At 70.2% G+C, this 13,367-nt stretch carries 13 protein-coding genes; 10 read left to right on the top strand and 3 right to left on the bottom strand.

All coding sequences use genetic code 11. The features are described 5' to 3' along the window. The 9 genes from VMD91_00225 to guaA all read left to right on the top strand — a co-directional run. On the top strand, window positions 1–631 hold a 631-nt coding region (locus VMD91_00225), incomplete at its 5' end, for a phosphoribosylaminoimidazolesuccinocarboxamide synthase (protein HTW82474.1). Next, window positions 632–2,932: a phosphoribosylformylglycinamidine synthase subunit PurL gene (purL, locus tag VMD91_00230; protein HTW82475.1), complete on the top strand. Its 2,301-nt coding sequence runs from the start codon at window positions 632–634 to the stop codon at window positions 2,930–2,932. Beyond that, entirely contained in the window at window positions 2,929–3,717 is a 789-nt protein-coding gene (locus VMD91_00235; GenBank protein ID HTW82476.1) for a phosphoribosylformylglycinamidine synthase subunit PurQ, read from the top strand. The genes purL and VMD91_00235 overlap by 4 nt, the downstream gene beginning before the upstream one ends. Continuing rightward, on the top strand, window positions 3,714–4,154 hold the full coding sequence (locus VMD91_00240; protein ID HTW82477.1) for a hypothetical protein: 441 nt from the start codon (window positions 3,714–3,716) through the stop codon (window positions 4,152–4,154). The genes VMD91_00235 and VMD91_00240 overlap by 4 nt, the downstream gene beginning before the upstream one ends. 56 nt (window positions 4,155–4,210) lie before the next feature. Next, complete coding sequence (locus VMD91_00245) at window positions 4,211–5,236, top strand: formate--phosphoribosylaminoimidazolecarboxamide ligase (GenBank protein ID HTW82478.1); 1,026 nt, start codon at window positions 4,211–4,213, stop codon at window positions 5,234–5,236. Beyond that, window positions 5,196–6,323 (top strand): hypothetical protein, encoded by a 1,128-nt coding sequence (locus VMD91_00250; GenBank protein ID HTW82479.1) that lies wholly within the window; start codon window positions 5,196–5,198, stop codon window positions 6,321–6,323. Before VMD91_00245 ends, VMD91_00250 begins: the two co-directional genes overlap by 41 nt. 13 nt (window positions 6,324–6,336) lie before the next feature. Further along, complete coding sequence (locus VMD91_00255; protein HTW82480.1) at window positions 6,337–7,473, top strand: DUF1297 domain-containing protein; 1,137 nt, start codon at window positions 6,337–6,339, stop codon at window positions 7,471–7,473. Further along, a complete protein-coding gene (locus VMD91_00260) occupies window positions 7,470–7,742 on the top strand; it encodes a hypothetical protein (protein HTW82481.1) in 273 nt (90 codons plus the stop codon). The genes VMD91_00255 and VMD91_00260 overlap by 4 nt, the downstream gene beginning before the upstream one ends. Continuing rightward, entirely contained in the window at window positions 7,739–9,310 is a 1,572-nt protein-coding gene (guaA, locus tag VMD91_00265) for a glutamine-hydrolyzing GMP synthase (protein HTW82482.1), read from the top strand. Before VMD91_00260 ends, guaA begins: the two co-directional genes overlap by 4 nt. On the opposite strand, the gene VMD91_00270 is transcribed toward guaA, so the two are convergent. Next, a complete protein-coding gene (locus VMD91_00270; protein ID HTW82483.1) occupies window positions 9,273–10,352 on the bottom strand; it encodes a hypothetical protein in 1,080 nt (359 codons plus the stop codon). The two genes, guaA and VMD91_00270, sit on opposite strands and share 38 nt — an antisense overlap. 69 nt (window positions 10,353–10,421) lie before the next feature. Here VMD91_00270 and VMD91_00275 point away from each other — a divergent pair, with 69 nt between their 5' ends. Beyond that, window positions 10,422–11,936 (top strand): PLP-dependent aminotransferase family protein, encoded by a 1,515-nt coding sequence (locus VMD91_00275; protein HTW82484.1) that lies wholly within the window; start codon window positions 10,422–10,424, stop codon window positions 11,934–11,936. Here the strand turns inward: VMD91_00275 and VMD91_00280 are convergent. Together VMD91_00280 and VMD91_00285 are read right to left on the bottom strand one after the other, a co-directional pair. After that, window positions 11,925–13,040 carry an FAD-dependent oxidoreductase gene (locus tag VMD91_00280; GenBank protein ID HTW82485.1) on the bottom strand — a complete coding sequence of 372 codons (1,116 nt, stop codon included), beginning with the start codon at window positions 13,038–13,040 and terminating at the stop codon, window positions 11,925–11,927. The genes VMD91_00275 and VMD91_00280 overlap by 12 nt on opposite strands. Next, window positions 13,034–13,351 carry a carboxypeptidase regulatory-like domain-containing protein gene (locus VMD91_00285; GenBank protein ID HTW82486.1) on the bottom strand — a complete coding sequence of 106 codons (318 nt, stop codon included), beginning with the start codon at window positions 13,349–13,351 and terminating at the stop codon, window positions 13,034–13,036. Before VMD91_00285 ends, VMD91_00280 begins: the two co-directional genes overlap by 7 nt. Window positions 13,352–13,367 lie beyond the last annotated feature (16 nt).

Genomic DNA, 13,367 nt, shown 5'->3' on the forward strand with positions numbered 1-13,367 from the left:
TCAGCTGGTCGTCGCCGACGTGGTCGACAACGACGCCTGGCGCGTGTGGCCGCAAGGGCGTGAAGAGCTCATGCTCGACAAGCAGATGTACCGCAATCTCCCGGAGGTGAAGCCCGAAGATCTGGCGGTGATCAAGGCCAATTACGAACACGTCGCGGAGATCGTCGGCACGTTTCCGCAGATGCGGCCGGGGATGGTCGCGCTCCTCGCCGACGGCCCCGAGCACGTCGCGCTCGTCGAGGCGGCTGGCCGCGCGCTCGCGGCGTACGGATTGCCGGTGGTGCGCCACGTCGTCTCGGTCGCCCGGACGCCGGGTTTCGTGCTGCAGCTCCTCGCGCAGCTCGACGCGACGTTCGCGCGGCTGGTCCTGGTCGCGATCGGCGCGGCGGGCGGCGCGCTGCCGGGGATGGCCGGAAACGCGACGGCGAGCCCGGTCCTGGCCGTCGACGCCGCCGATCCGCGCCTCGATCAGGTCGCGCTGGCGTGCGCGAAAGCGTTCGCGCTCGAGGATTCCGTCGTCTTCGGACGCGTCTTGCTGCTGCAGGCCAACGCGCGCAGCGAAGTCCTCGCCGCCGACGCGAAGCTGAACGCGCCGCAGCCCGCTCCGCCGCCCGGCGTCGCGCGAGCGTAGATGACCGCCGTCCTCGACGACGCCGTCGAGCTGGGGCGGCGCGCCGGAGTCGCCCTCTCCGACGACGAGCTGCGGAGCATCGCCGAGCACCTGGGCCGCGTCCCGACCGTGACCGAGCTGTTCGCCTTCGACGCGCAGTGGAGCGAGCATTGCTCGTACAAGTCCTCGCGCGGCTTCTTGCGCAAGCTGCCGACGGACGGTCCGACCGTGCTGCTCGGCGTCGGCGAGGACGCCGGCATCGTCCGGCTCGGCGAGTGGCAAGGCGAGACCTACGGCATCGTGATGGCGCACGAATCGCACAACCACCCCTCGCAGGTCGTCCCGTTCGAAGGCGCCGCGACCGGCATCGGCGGGATCGTGCGGGACGTGCTGTGCATGGGCGCCGAGGTGATCGGCCTCGCGGATCCGCTGCGGTTCGGCCGGCTCGAGAACGCGCACTGCCGCTACGTCGCGCAGTCCGTCGTCGACGGGATCGCCGCCTACGGCAACGCGATCGGCGTCCCCAACCTCGGCGGCGACGTCTTCTTCGACGCTTCGTTCGACGACAACGTGCTGGTCAACGTCGTCGCGCTCGGACTGGTGAAGGAAAACGACGTCATCCACTCGCGCGCGCCGGAAGGCAGCGTCGGGTGGGACATCGTGCTGGTCGGGAAAGCGACGGACCGCAGCGGCTTCGGCGGCGCGTCGTTCTCCTCGCTGACGCTCGACGAAGAGGATGCGCAGGCCAACAAGGGGGCGGTGCAAGTCCCCGACCCGTTCCTCAAGAACGTGCTGATGCGCGCCTCGTACGCGGTCTTCGCGCAGCTGCGCGCGCAGGCGGTCACGGCCGGCTTCAAGGATTTGGGCGCCGGCGGTTTGGCGGGCTGCAGCGCGGAGCTGTGCGCGGCGGGCGGCGTCGGGGCCGAAATCGAGCTCGAGCGCGTCGTGACGGCCCAGCGCGATCTGCCGCCCGAAGTGATCGCGATCGGCGAGACGCAGGAGCGGCTGTGCTGGATCGTACCGCCGTCCTTCACGCCCACGCTGCTCGAGATCTACAACGACGTCTTCGCGCTGCCGCGCATCGCGCGCGGCGCCTGCGCGGCCGTGATCGGCAAGGTGACTGAGACGAACCGGTACGTCGCCCGCTATCGCGGTGAGACGGTGATGGACGTCGATTTGCCGTTTCTCACCGGCGGCATCCGCTGCGAGCGGCCTCACACGCCCCCGCACGTTCCGCACGAGACGGAAGAAGAGCGCGAGCGCACCGCCGCGGCGGCGATCCACGCGCACCCGGCGACGCTCGGCGAGCGGCTGCGCGCGGTGCTCGCGCACCGCGACGTCTGCGCGCGCACGTCGATCTATCAGCGCTACGACGGCGTCGTGCGCGGCTGCACGGCGATCCCGCCGGGCTACGCCGACGCCGGCGTGTTGGTGCCGGTTCCCGGCGCGCCGCTGGGGCTCGCGCTGGCGGTGGGCGGCAACCCGCGCTACGGCGCGATCGATCCCAAGCGCGCGGCGGAGCTGGCGGTCGCCGAGGCGATCGGCCATTGCGCCGCGGTCGGCGCGCGGGCGGCGGGCTTGAGCGACTGCCTGAACTTCGGCGATCCGACCGTGCCCGAGCAGATGGGGCAGTTCGTGGCCGCCGTCGACGGTCTCGCCGACGCGGCGCGCGCGCTGGGCGTCCCGTTCGTGACCGGCAACGTCTCGCTCTACAACCGTTCCGCCAACGGCAATGCGGTCGCGCCTTCGCCGATCGTCGGCTGCGTCGGCACGTTCGACGACGTCTCGGTCAGCGCGACGATGGGGCTCAAGCGGGCCGGCGCCGCGCTCGTCGTCACCGCACCGCTCGAGATCGCGCTCGCCGGTACGGTGATCGCCGAGCTGCTGCAGCTGCGCTCGACGACGCTGCCCTCGTTCCACGCGCACGCCTTCGGCAAGCAGTGCGATCTGGTGATCGAGGCGCTCGAGACGAACCTGATCTCGGCGGCGCACCTGGTGACGGACGGCGGCGTGCTGGCGGCGATCGCGAAGATGGCGTTCGCCTCGCACGACCGGCTCGGGTTCGCGGTCGATCCGACACCGGTCGGCGAGTGGGTCGCGCACGACGTCGCGTACTTCAGCGAGACGCCCGCGTTCATCGTCGAGGTCGACGACGCCGAGGCGTTCGCGCTGTTGGCCGCGCGGTTGGGGGTCTCGACGTACGACGCCGGCACGGTGATCCAAGAGCCCGAGGCGCGCTTGGGTGACGAGCGCATTCCGTTGGCTGAGCTGCGCGAAGCGTGGGAAGCACCGTTGCGCGACTTCTACGGAAGCGCTGCGTGAGCGCGCGCGTCGCGGTGCCGGTCTTCCCCGGTACCAACAGCGAGGACGAGACGGTGCGCGCGCTGCACGCCGTCGGGCTGGACGCCGCGCTCGTGCATTGGAGCCGGCCCGAGGAGCTGGAGCGCTTCGACGCCTTCGTGCTGCCGGGTGGCTTCGCGTACGAGGATCGCGTGCGCGCCGGCGCGGTCGCCGCGCACGATGCGCTGATGCGGCCTGTGATCGCGGCGGCGCAGGCCGGACGGTTCGTGCTCGGGATCTGCAACGGCGCGCAGATCCTGGCCGAGGCGGGTCTGGTGCCCGGCGACGGCCCGGTCGGCCGGCCGACCGCGGCGTTCGCGCCCAATGCCGGCGGCCGGTTCCGAAGCGTCCACGTCCACGTCCGCCTGACCGTCCCGCCCGCGCGGCTGCCGATCCTGGGCGGCCTGACCGCGGGCGCGCTTTTCCCGGCCTGGGCCGCGCACGGCGACGGCCGGCTCGCCGCGCCGCCCGAGGAGCTGGACCGCATCCGCCAGGGCGGCCACCTGGCGTTCGTCTACGCCGACCGCGAGGGGCGGCCGGTCGCGGCCCCCAACGGCTCCGCGCTCGACGCGGCCGCGCTGTGCAACGCGACCGGGACGGTGCTGGCGATCATGCCGCACCCCGAGCGCGACGCGTGGACCTTCCAGCACCTGGGCGCGGAGCGCGCCGCGGTCCACGGCGACACGGCCGCGATCTTGGCGCCGTCGGGCGGGATCGCGTTCTTCGCGGCCTTTGCCCGCGCGCTCGGCGCCGGAGTGGCGGCGTGAGCGCGGTCCGCACCTTCGCCGTCACCCTGACCATCCCGGACAACGAGGCATTCACGGCCTACGAGACGTTGGCGCGACTCGGGATCCCCGTCGGCCGGCTGGTACGGGCGGACGTGTGGCAGTTCGAGACCGACGGCGGCGTCGAGGACCTCGCGACCACGGTCGGCTCGTTCGAGACGATCTTCAACCCGAACAAGCACCGCTTGGTCGAGCGGCCCTCCGATCGTCCCGAGCCCGGCGAGGTATGGATCGCCTCGCGCGACGAAGCCCCGGCGACCCGCGTCGCGGGACGGCCGATCCCCGGCGTCCGCGCGATCCGCCGCCGCACCTCGTGGCGGTTGCTCGACGAATCGGGCGCCGACGTCCCGCCGGACGTACGCGCCCGGGCAGTCGAGACGTTCCTCTGCAATCCCGCGTTCCAGGTAGCAATCTTATGACGATGATGGTCGAGTCGCTGGCTCAGCGTTCCGCTTCGCGCGATGGCGTCGGAGAAATGTACACCGTCGCCACGCTCGGGTCGCACTCGGCGCTGCAGATCCTCAAGGGGGCGCACGACGAGGGCTTCAAGACGCTCGCGATCGCGAACCCGGACACGACGCGGCTGTACGAGTCGTTCGCGTTCATCGACGAGGTGATCAAGATCGAGCAATACAGCGACTTCATGTCGCTGGTGCCCGAGCTCGAGAAGCGCAAGATCATCATCGTCCCGCACGGCTCGTTCGTGGCCTACCTCTCGCTCGACGAGCACAAGAAGATGAACATCCCGTACTTCGGGAACAAGGCCGTGCTCGACTGGGAAGCGAGCCGGGAGCTGCAGCGCGATTGGCTGTTGCGCGCCGGGCTCAAGCTGCCGCGCCAGTTCAAGACCGGCGCCGAGATCGACCGCCCGGTCATCGTCAAGCTGTACGGTGCGCAGGGCGGCAAGGGCTACATGTTCTTGCGCGACACCCGTGACTTCGAGGAGCGCGCCTCGCTGCTCGCGCGGCAGAACTACATCCTGCAAGAGTACATCATCGGCGTTCCGCTCTACATCCACTACTTCTACTCGCCGCTGACCGGCAAGCTCGAGATCATGTCGATGGACCGTCGCTACGAGACGAACGTCGATTCGCTCGGGCGCATCCCGTCGGCTGCGCAGGTCGGCATGGACATCGATCCCTCGTACGTGGTGGTCGGCAACCAGCCGCTCTCGCTGCGCGAGTCGATGTTGGCCGAGGCCTACCGCATGGGCGAGGACGTCGTGCGGGTCAGTCAGGAAATCTGCGGACCGAAGGGTCTTTTCGGCGCGTTCTGTATCGAGACGATCATCACGCCCGACGCGCAGTTCTACATCATGGAGATCTCGGCTCGCATCGTTGCGGGTACGAACCTGTTCATCGATGGCTCACCGTACTCATACCTCAACTACAGCGAACCCATGTCCACCGGACGCCGGATCGCTCGCGAGATCAAGAACGCGCTGCTCTCGAATTCGTTGGATGCGGTTCTGGACGACGGTACGTACGAAACGCCCGCGTGAGCTGGCGGCCGCCCTGACCGCGGCCGTCCTCGCGCTGCTGCCGCTGGTTCCGGCTCGAGCCGCGCTCGAGGTCGATCCGCAGGTGCTCTACCGCCAGATGACAGCGGCCTACACGAAAGGCGCCGCCGGCGGTTGGCACCTGGCCGACGAGCTCGACTACTGCTCGACCGTGCTCGACGCCGGGCGGGCCTACGAGCTGCGCCGCCGCGACGATCCGGAGAACCGCGCGCTCAAAGGCGTCACCGTCGACCTGGCGACGCTGCTGCACTACGATCCGCTGATCAACACCGACGCGGCCGAGTGGTACGTGCGCCTTTCGGCGCAGGCGTTCGTCGACGACCCGCAACGCGGGCCCGCGGCGCAGGCGTTGCTGGCGAAGCTCACCGCCGAGGACGACGATCCCAAGCGGCTCGCTTCCGATGCGGACGCCGACGCGCAGGCGCTGGTGAAAGCGTATCCCGGCGACGTCCAGGCGCTGCTCGGCGCGGTCGAGGCGGACCTGCGCGCGTACAACCTGACCGGCGACGTCGCCTGGCGCGCGCTGGCGCTGCAGCGCACCGCGCAGGCCGATTTCCCGATCGCCTCGGTGCCGCCCGATCTGGGCAAGGTGCTCTTCCCGATGGTCGATGCGGCACGCAACGCCGGGCCCGGCTACAGTCAGGCCGAGCGCGACGCCGCGCGCGTTATCGCTTCGCACCGCGCGTCGGCGCACGGTCTGCCCGTCATCGGCCACGTCCTCTCGCACCAAGCCTACCTGGTCATCACGGCGCCGGCCGACGAATACTTCGGCCACACCAAGCTCTCGCCGATCGGGGTCGAGAACGAGATCACGCGCATCGGCAAATACCTCGATGCGGGCTGGGGCGGCCGGATGACCAAGGAGACGCTGTGGGTCGTCGACTCGCTCGACGACTGGCAGCACCAGTACCCGCGCGACTACGAGCTGCCGCGGCTCTACAAGCTCGTCTACGATACGCTCGGGCGTGAAGACACGGCCGAGGCGAAGGCCGAGCGCGTGCAGGTCCGCCGCACGCTCTTGATCGCCTATCCGAACTCGAGCGAGGCCAGGAGCTTCCTCGCCTCCTAGCGGAAATCGCGGCGTGGCCTTCGATCTGCGCGCGACGCTCGCCAGCTACGACCCCGACCGGCTGACGCTCTGCTCGATCGGCAGCCACTCGGCGCTCGACGTCGCGGCCGGAGCGCGCGCGCAGGGGCTGCGCAACCTGATCGTCACCGAGCGCGGGCGCAACGCGACCTACGACCGCTACTTCGCGCGCCGCCCCGACGGGCCGCCGCGGGGCTGCGTCGACGCGACGCTGGAGTTGGCGAAGTTCGTCGACGTCCTGGACGCGGACGTGCAGACGCGACTGCGGTCGGAGAACGTCGTCTTTCTACCCAACCGCTCGTTCGAGGTCTACCTGCACCAGCGCTACTCGTACGCCGAGATCGAGGAGCGGATGGCGGTCCCGTTCTTCGGCAACCGGCGCCTGCTGCGCGCCGAAGAACGCGACGAGCCCGAGAACCAGTACGCGTTGATGGACCGGGCGGGGATCCGCTATCCGCGCCGCATCGCGTCACCCGACGCGATCGACTCCTTGGTGATGGTGAAGGCGCCGCACGCGCGCGTCTCGTTCGAGCGCGCGTTCTTCCTGGCCCGCAGCGAACGCGAGTACACGGAGACGGTCGAGCGGCTCACGCGCGAGGGGATCGTCGACGCCGACGGCTTGCGCGGCGCGGTGATCGAGGAGTTCGCGCTCGGTCCGACGGTCAACCTCAATTTCTTCTGGTCGCCGGTGCTCGGCGAGCTGGAGCTGATGGGTACCGACACGCGTCGCCAGACGAACAAGGACGGCTTCATCGGGCTGCCCTACCGCCAGGCGCGCGATTTGGCCGACGAGCCGATGCGGATGGAAGAAGCCGGCCACATCGCGACGACGCTGACCGAGTCGATGCTGGAGAAGGCGTTCGATCTGGGCGAACGCTTCGTGCGGGCCGCCAAGGCCGTCGACGGAATCGGCGTCATCGGCCCGTTCGCGCTGCAGTGCGTGATCGTCAGCGGTCCGCCCAAGGACTTCGTCGTCTACGACGTCTCGCTGCGCATCCCGGGCTCGCCCGGCACGCGCTACACCCCGTATTCCGCCTACCGCTGGGGCCGCGACGTCTCCGTGGGCGAACGCATCGCGATGGAGCTGGTCTGGGCCCGCGAGCAGAACCGCCTCCCCGAGGTGCTGACGTGATCGACGAGGAGTTGCACGGCTGGGTCAATCCGCGCAAGTTGGGTTGGGTACTCGACTCGAACGGCGGCACGCGATACAAGGACGGCGATATGCGAGCGGCGGACGTGGACAAGGGCGTGGCCGTCGGCGTCTACGTCGATCCCAAAAAGCATCGAGTCGAGCTCCACCGTCGGGGGACGGAGCCGGTCACGCTGGGCGACGACGTGTTCGAGGTTCCGGACATCCTGCCCGGATTCTCGTTTCCGGTCAGCGAACTCTGGCCCGAATGAGCGTCGTCGAAGTCCGTCCCGCTACTGTCGTCATCCTCGACTTCGGCTCGCAAGTCAGCCAGCTGATCGCGCGCCGCGCGCGCGAGGCCAACGTGTACTCGGAGCTGCTGCCGTACGACACGCCGTGGGAGCGGATCGCGGAACGTAGCCCGGCGGCCATCGTGCTCAGCGGCGGCCCGGAGTCGACGCTCGGCGACGACGCGCTGACCTGCGACCCGCGGGTGTTCACCAGCGGCATCCCGCTGCTGGGCATCTGCTACGGGATGCAGCTCGTCGCCAAGGAGCTGGGCGGCGACCTCGTCCCGCTCGAGCACGCCGAGTTCGGCCCGGCCAAGCTGACGCTGGAACGGCCCGACGCGCCGATCTTCCTGGGCGTTCCGCTCGAGTCGCGGGTCTGGATGTCGCACGGCGACTCGGTGATCGGCGTTCCGCCCGGCTTCACGGCGCTGGCGCACACCGAGCGGTGCGCGATCGCGGCGATGGGCGACGCGGCGCGGCGCGTCTACGGCGTGCAGTTCCACCCCGAAGTCGTGCACACCGAAGCCGGCACCGCCATCCTCGAGAACTTCTTGCACGCCGTCGCGGGGATCGAACCGTCCTGGCGGATGGACTCGTGGGTCGACGATGCGATCGGCACGATTCGCGCGCAAGTCGGCGATGCCAACGTGCTGTGCGCGCTCAGCGGCGGCGTCGACTCCGCCGTCGCGGCGACCCTCGTCTCGCGCGTGATCGGCAAGCAGTTGACCTGCATCTACGTCGACACCGGGCTGATGCGCAAGGACGAGTCGGCCGGCGTGATGCGCGCCTTCCGCGACGTGCTCCACCTCAACGTCGTCCACGTGAACGCCGAAGAGCGGTTCCTCGCGCGGCTGGCCGGCATCGAGGATCCGGAAGAGAAGCGCATCCGCATCGGGCACGAGTTCATCGCCATCTTCGAGGAAGAAGCGAAGAAGATCCCCGACGTGCGCTACCTCGTGCAAGGGACGCTCTATCCCGACGTCATCGAGTCCAAGACACCCGGCTCGAAAGCCGGCCACAAGATCAAATCGCACCACAACGTCGGCGGGCTCCCCGAGCGCATGGCGCTGGGTCTGGTCGAACCGCTGCGCGCGCTGTTCAAGGACGAGGTGCGCGAGGTCGGTCGGGTGCTGGGACTGCCGCACGCAATCGTCGAGCGCCAACCGTTCCCGGGTCCGGGCTTGGCGGTGCGCATCATCGGCGAGGTCAACCGGGAGTCGCTGGCGACCGTGCGCGCGGCCGACGACGTCGTCACGACGGAGATCGACGCGGCCATCGCGGCCGGTCAGCTCTCGCCACGGCCTTGGCAGTACTTCGCCGTGCTCACCCCGGTGCGCAGCGTCGGCGTGATGGGCGACGGCCGCACCTACGCCAACCTGGTCGGCGTGCGCGCCATCACCAGCGAAGACGGCATGACCGCCGACTGGGCGCGCCTGCCGCACGCGCTGCTCGAACGTATCTCGACCCGCATCGTCAACGAGGTCCCCGGCGTCAACCGCGTCGCCTACGACATCACTTCCAAGCCGCCGGCGACCGTCGAGTGGGAGTGACGCGCGTGTAGCGCGTCTTCCAGTTCACTTCCCACGTCTTGCCGCCGTCGGGGGAGAAAGCTTGCTCGGAACGTGCGTGGTTCGCGTCGACGTCCCAGATCGAGAAGCGCACCCAAATCCGGCGGCCGTCGTACGGTTCCTGATCGTAGAAGTCGATGCGGCCGTGATGGAACGTCCCGAAACCCGGGATGCCGAGCGTGCCGACGGACGGTGTCGCGAAGTCGAGGTTCCACTGGCGCGCCTTCGGGTTGTACCAACGCAGCGCGACCAGTTGCTCGGTGCCGGTGGGACCCGTACCGTTCAGCTCGACCAGGTTGGCGCGACCGCCCCACACCTTCGAGATGACGACGTTGCTCGCCAGCGGGACCCACCTCGTCGAACCGGTGAGCGGGCGCAGCAGGCGCGTCGAGCGCGCCGTCCAGGTGCCCAGGTCGAAGTCGAAATCGCGCTGTCGATCGGCGGCGTCGGGGAGCGGCTTGGGCTTCCATGCCAGGCGCGTGAGCTTGGCGATGAAGGCGGCCTTCCACGTCGCGCCGCCGTCGCGCGAGTACGAGATGATATACGAGTGCGAGGTCGGCGTGATGTCGGACCATTCGCCGCGGACGAGGATCGACGCGTCGCCGTCGGTGTCTTGCGCGTAGAGATCGCCGCGGCCGTTCGCGAACGAGCCGACCGTCGGCGTCTCGAGCTCGCCCGACGCGCTGTCGATGTACGACTGGCTCCATTGGTGCGCCCGCGGGTCGTAGAGGAACAGGGTCAGCCCCTCCCAGTGACCGCGCGGCCCGTCGGCTTCGATCTCCTCGAGCGACGCGCGCCCGCACCACACCGGTCGCACGGTCACCGTGCCGTCGAGCGTCATGCGCGGCGAGTTCGCGGCGAACGGCTGCAGGATGCGCGTGATGTGCGTGTGCCACACGCCGATGTTGAAGTCGAAGTCGTGCGACCCGTCGCGGGCCGGCGGCGCGGCCGCCCGCGCGCCCGCGGGGAGTGCGCCGGCGAGGGTGGTGGCGAGAGCGAGTAGGGCGGCGAGGAACGATCGCATGGGCCGATGATGCCGGCCCAGGTGGTTCCGGGAAAAGGGCCACCCGGTCGAAAAAGAACTGGTCCACCTATGGCGTCCACGGGCCAGCACGACCGGACCTTCTTCGAGATCGAGCTCGACCGCGCGACCGCCGGGTCGCGCGACGCCGGCCGCGGCCTGCACCGTCAGTTGCGGGCTGCGATCGCCGACGGGCGGCTCAAGGCCGGTACGAAGCTGCCGCCGACGCGCAAGGCGGCGGCGTACTTCGGTGTCTCGCGCAACACCGCGGTCGACGTCTACGAGCGCCTCCTCAACGAGGGATACCTGGTCGCGCGCCACGGCTCGGGCACCTACGTCGCCGAGACGCTGCCGCTGGCCCCGCCGCCGGCCGTTTCGGGCGAGGGTGCTGCGCCCGAGGGTCGGCTGAACGCGTTCTGGCTGCGCGGGGACGTCAGTGACGCGATGGGCTTTTGGCGCGACCGCGACGAGCCCGCCGGGCGAGCACGGCCCGCGAGCGGCATCGACTTCCGGCCGGCGCTGATCGACGCGCGGCTGTTCCCGCTCGACGAGCTGCGGCGCACCATGGCCCAGCAGCTGCGGCGGCTGGAGCGGAAACCGGCGCGGTTCACCAGCCCGCAGGGCAACCCCGGCAACTACCGCCTGCGCGAGGCGATCACCAGCCACATCGCGCTGACGCGCGCGGTCGTCTGCCGGCCCGACGAGATCGTCGTCACCTCGGGCGCGCAACAGGCGTTCGACCTGCTGGCGCGGATCGTGGTGACGCCGGGCGAGACGGTCGTCGCCGTCGAGGATCCGGGCTACCCGCCGATGCGCGTCGCGTTCGCGGCCGCCGGCGCGCGTATCGTCCCCGTGCCGGTCGACGCGGACGGGCTGATCGTCGAGCAGCTGCCGGCGAACGCCGGCGTCGTGTGCGTCTCGCCCTCGCACCACTTCCCGCTCGGCGTGACGATGTCGGCGCGCCGGCGCCGCGAGCTGATCGCGTTCGCGCGCGCGCACCGGGCGGTGATCGTCGAAGACGACTACGACGGCGAGTTCCGCTACGAGGGCAACCCGCTGCAGGCGCTGCGCAGCGCCGACGCCGCCGAGGTCGTGTTCTACGTCGGCACGTTCTCGAAGTGCATGCTGCCCTCGCTGCGGCTCGGTTTCGTGGTCGCGCCGGCCTGGGCGATGCGCACGCTGGTCGCCGCGAAGAACGCGCTCGACTGGCACTCCTCGACCCCGATCCAGCTGGGCGTCGCCGGCTTCATCGCCGGCGGTCACCTCGCCCGACACGTGCGCAAGATGCGGCGACTGTACCGTGCGCGGCGGGAACGGCTGCTGGCCGGGCTGCGCGCCGACCTTGCCGCCTGGCTCGACCCGCTGCCGTCGTTCTACGGCATGCACGTCGCGGCGCTGGCGCGCACCCCGTGCGACCTCGAGATGGCGACGCACACGTTGGCGCAGGCCGGCGTCCACGTCCACACGCTCCAGCGCTACTACCTCGGCGGGCCCGCCGCGCAGGGTCTGGTGTTCGGCTACGGTGCCGCCGACGTCGACGAGATCGAGCGCGGCTTGACGTCGCTGCGCGCGGCGCTAGGTTCCTGACCCGCGCGTCATCGCGGCGAAGAACGCGGCGTGGTCGGCGACGATCGTTTTCTCGATCACCGGGTCGACGGTCAGGTCGGCGTCCCCGTGCTGAAACGTGCCGCCCAGCACGATGCCGTCGCTGCGCGGGAACATGTAGCGGTTCTCGTGCAGCGTGATGTAGTCGACGGCCGGCTGCGGCGCCAGCACCGAGAGCTGTCCGCGAATCGGTTCGAGCTGGGAGTCGCCGGTCAACGCTTTCGCGCCCAGGCCCGTGCAGTTCATGATCAACGGCTCGTCGAGCGCCATCAGGTCGGCGGCGGAGCCGAACGATCGCACGACGATGCGGCCGCCGCGCAGCATCACGTCGCGCAGCAGCGCGCGCAGGTACCGGTTCGGTTCGATAAGCATCGTGAGCAGGCGCGTCGCGTAGCGGGTCGGAAACGGATGTTCGCCGGGGCCGTAGGTCTGGATTTCAGGATACAGGTCAGGCAACAAGCGCGGGCCCGTCGCGGCGAGGAACCCGCCGTCGGGCGTGTCGCGGCAGTCGTAGTTCTCGATCCAGCGCACGCCGTAGTCCTCACCGAGCAGCGTCTGGTAGCGCGCGTACGCAAGGCGCGCGGCCTGGAAGAACTGCTCGCGGAAGGCGTCGTCGATGCGGTCGGGGTCGAAGAGCGAGGTCGGCGTCCATTGCGCGCCGGACAGGTTCGAGGTGGTCAGCGGCGGCAGCTCGCGGGCGTAGACGGTGACCTCGAAGCCGGCGTCCTGCAGCACGCGCGCGGTCGAGAGACCGATCACGCCGCAGCCGATCACCGCGGCGCGCCGCTTCTCCGTCTGCAGCGCGAGCTCGCGCGCGAGCAGCGCCGTCCCCCACGAGAGCGACATGCCGCCGCCGCCGTGCCCGTAATCGTGCACGATGGTCTTGCCGTCGCTGCCCTCCGCCCGCAGGACGAAGCCGCCGGCGCGGTAGGGCCGCAGTCCGACGGTGGTGCGGGTGACGCGATCGAGCGACACCTCGACCGGGACGAGCCGGCGCGCGCTCAGCGCGAGCGCGCGGCGCGGCGTCGCGAGCGCGGTCGCCGCGAAGGCGGCACCGGTCGCGAGGAAACGGCGCCGCGTCACCATCCGGAACAGTTGTAGTCGAGCGTGGTGCTGCAGGCGACGAAATCGTGCGTCTGGTTCGCGGCCTTGCCGACCACGAGATCGTACGTGCGCGGCGGGACGTCGTCGGACTGCAAGGTGACGCGGTAGTGGCCGGCCGGGACGCCGCGCAGCGTGTACGCGCCGTCCGCGTCGGTCACCGCGTGCAGCGTCTTGGCGCCGACGGCGGTCACCTTCACGTGCGGGAGAGGCTGGCCGGTGGTCTGGTCGGTGACGTGACCGGCGACCAGCGCCAAGCCCAGCGCTAGGGTCGGGAGGGAACGGAGCGCATGCATCGCTACTGAGTGTACC

The sequence above is a fragment of the Candidatus Sulfotelmatobacter sp. genome (assembly GCA_035504415.1).
In the GTDB taxonomy this organism is placed as follows: domain Bacteria; phylum Vulcanimicrobiota; class Vulcanimicrobiia; order Vulcanimicrobiales; family Vulcanimicrobiaceae; genus Vulcanimicrobium.

Excerpts from the sequence above, each read along its gene's own strand:
- VMD91_00245 (HTW82478.1), top strand. The coding sequence starts at position 4,211 with ATGTACACCGTCGCCACGCTCGGGTCGCACTCGGCGCTGCAGATCCTC.
- purL (HTW82475.1), top strand. The coding sequence starts at position 632 with ATGACCGCCGTCCTCGACGACGCCGTCGAGCTGGGGCGGCGCGCCGGA.
- VMD91_00275 (HTW82484.1), top strand. The coding sequence starts at position 10,422 with ATGGCGTCCACGGGCCAGCACGACCGGACCTTCTTCGAGATCGAGCTC.
- VMD91_00285 (HTW82486.1), bottom strand. The coding sequence starts at position 13,351 with ATGCATGCGCTCCGTTCCCTCCCGACCCTAGCGCTGGGCTTGGCGCTG.
- VMD91_00250 (HTW82479.1), top strand. The coding sequence starts at position 5,196 with ATGCGGTTCTGGACGACGGTACGTACGAAACGCCCGCGTGAGCTGGCG.
- guaA (HTW82482.1), top strand. The coding sequence starts at position 7,739 with ATGAGCGTCGTCGAAGTCCGTCCCGCTACTGTCGTCATCCTCGACTTC.
- VMD91_00280 (HTW82485.1), bottom strand. The coding sequence starts at position 13,040 with ATGGTGACGCGGCGCCGTTTCCTCGCGACCGGTGCCGCCTTCGCGGCG.
- VMD91_00270 (HTW82483.1), bottom strand. The coding sequence starts at position 10,352 with ATGCGATCGTTCCTCGCCGCCCTACTCGCTCTCGCCACCACCCTCGCC.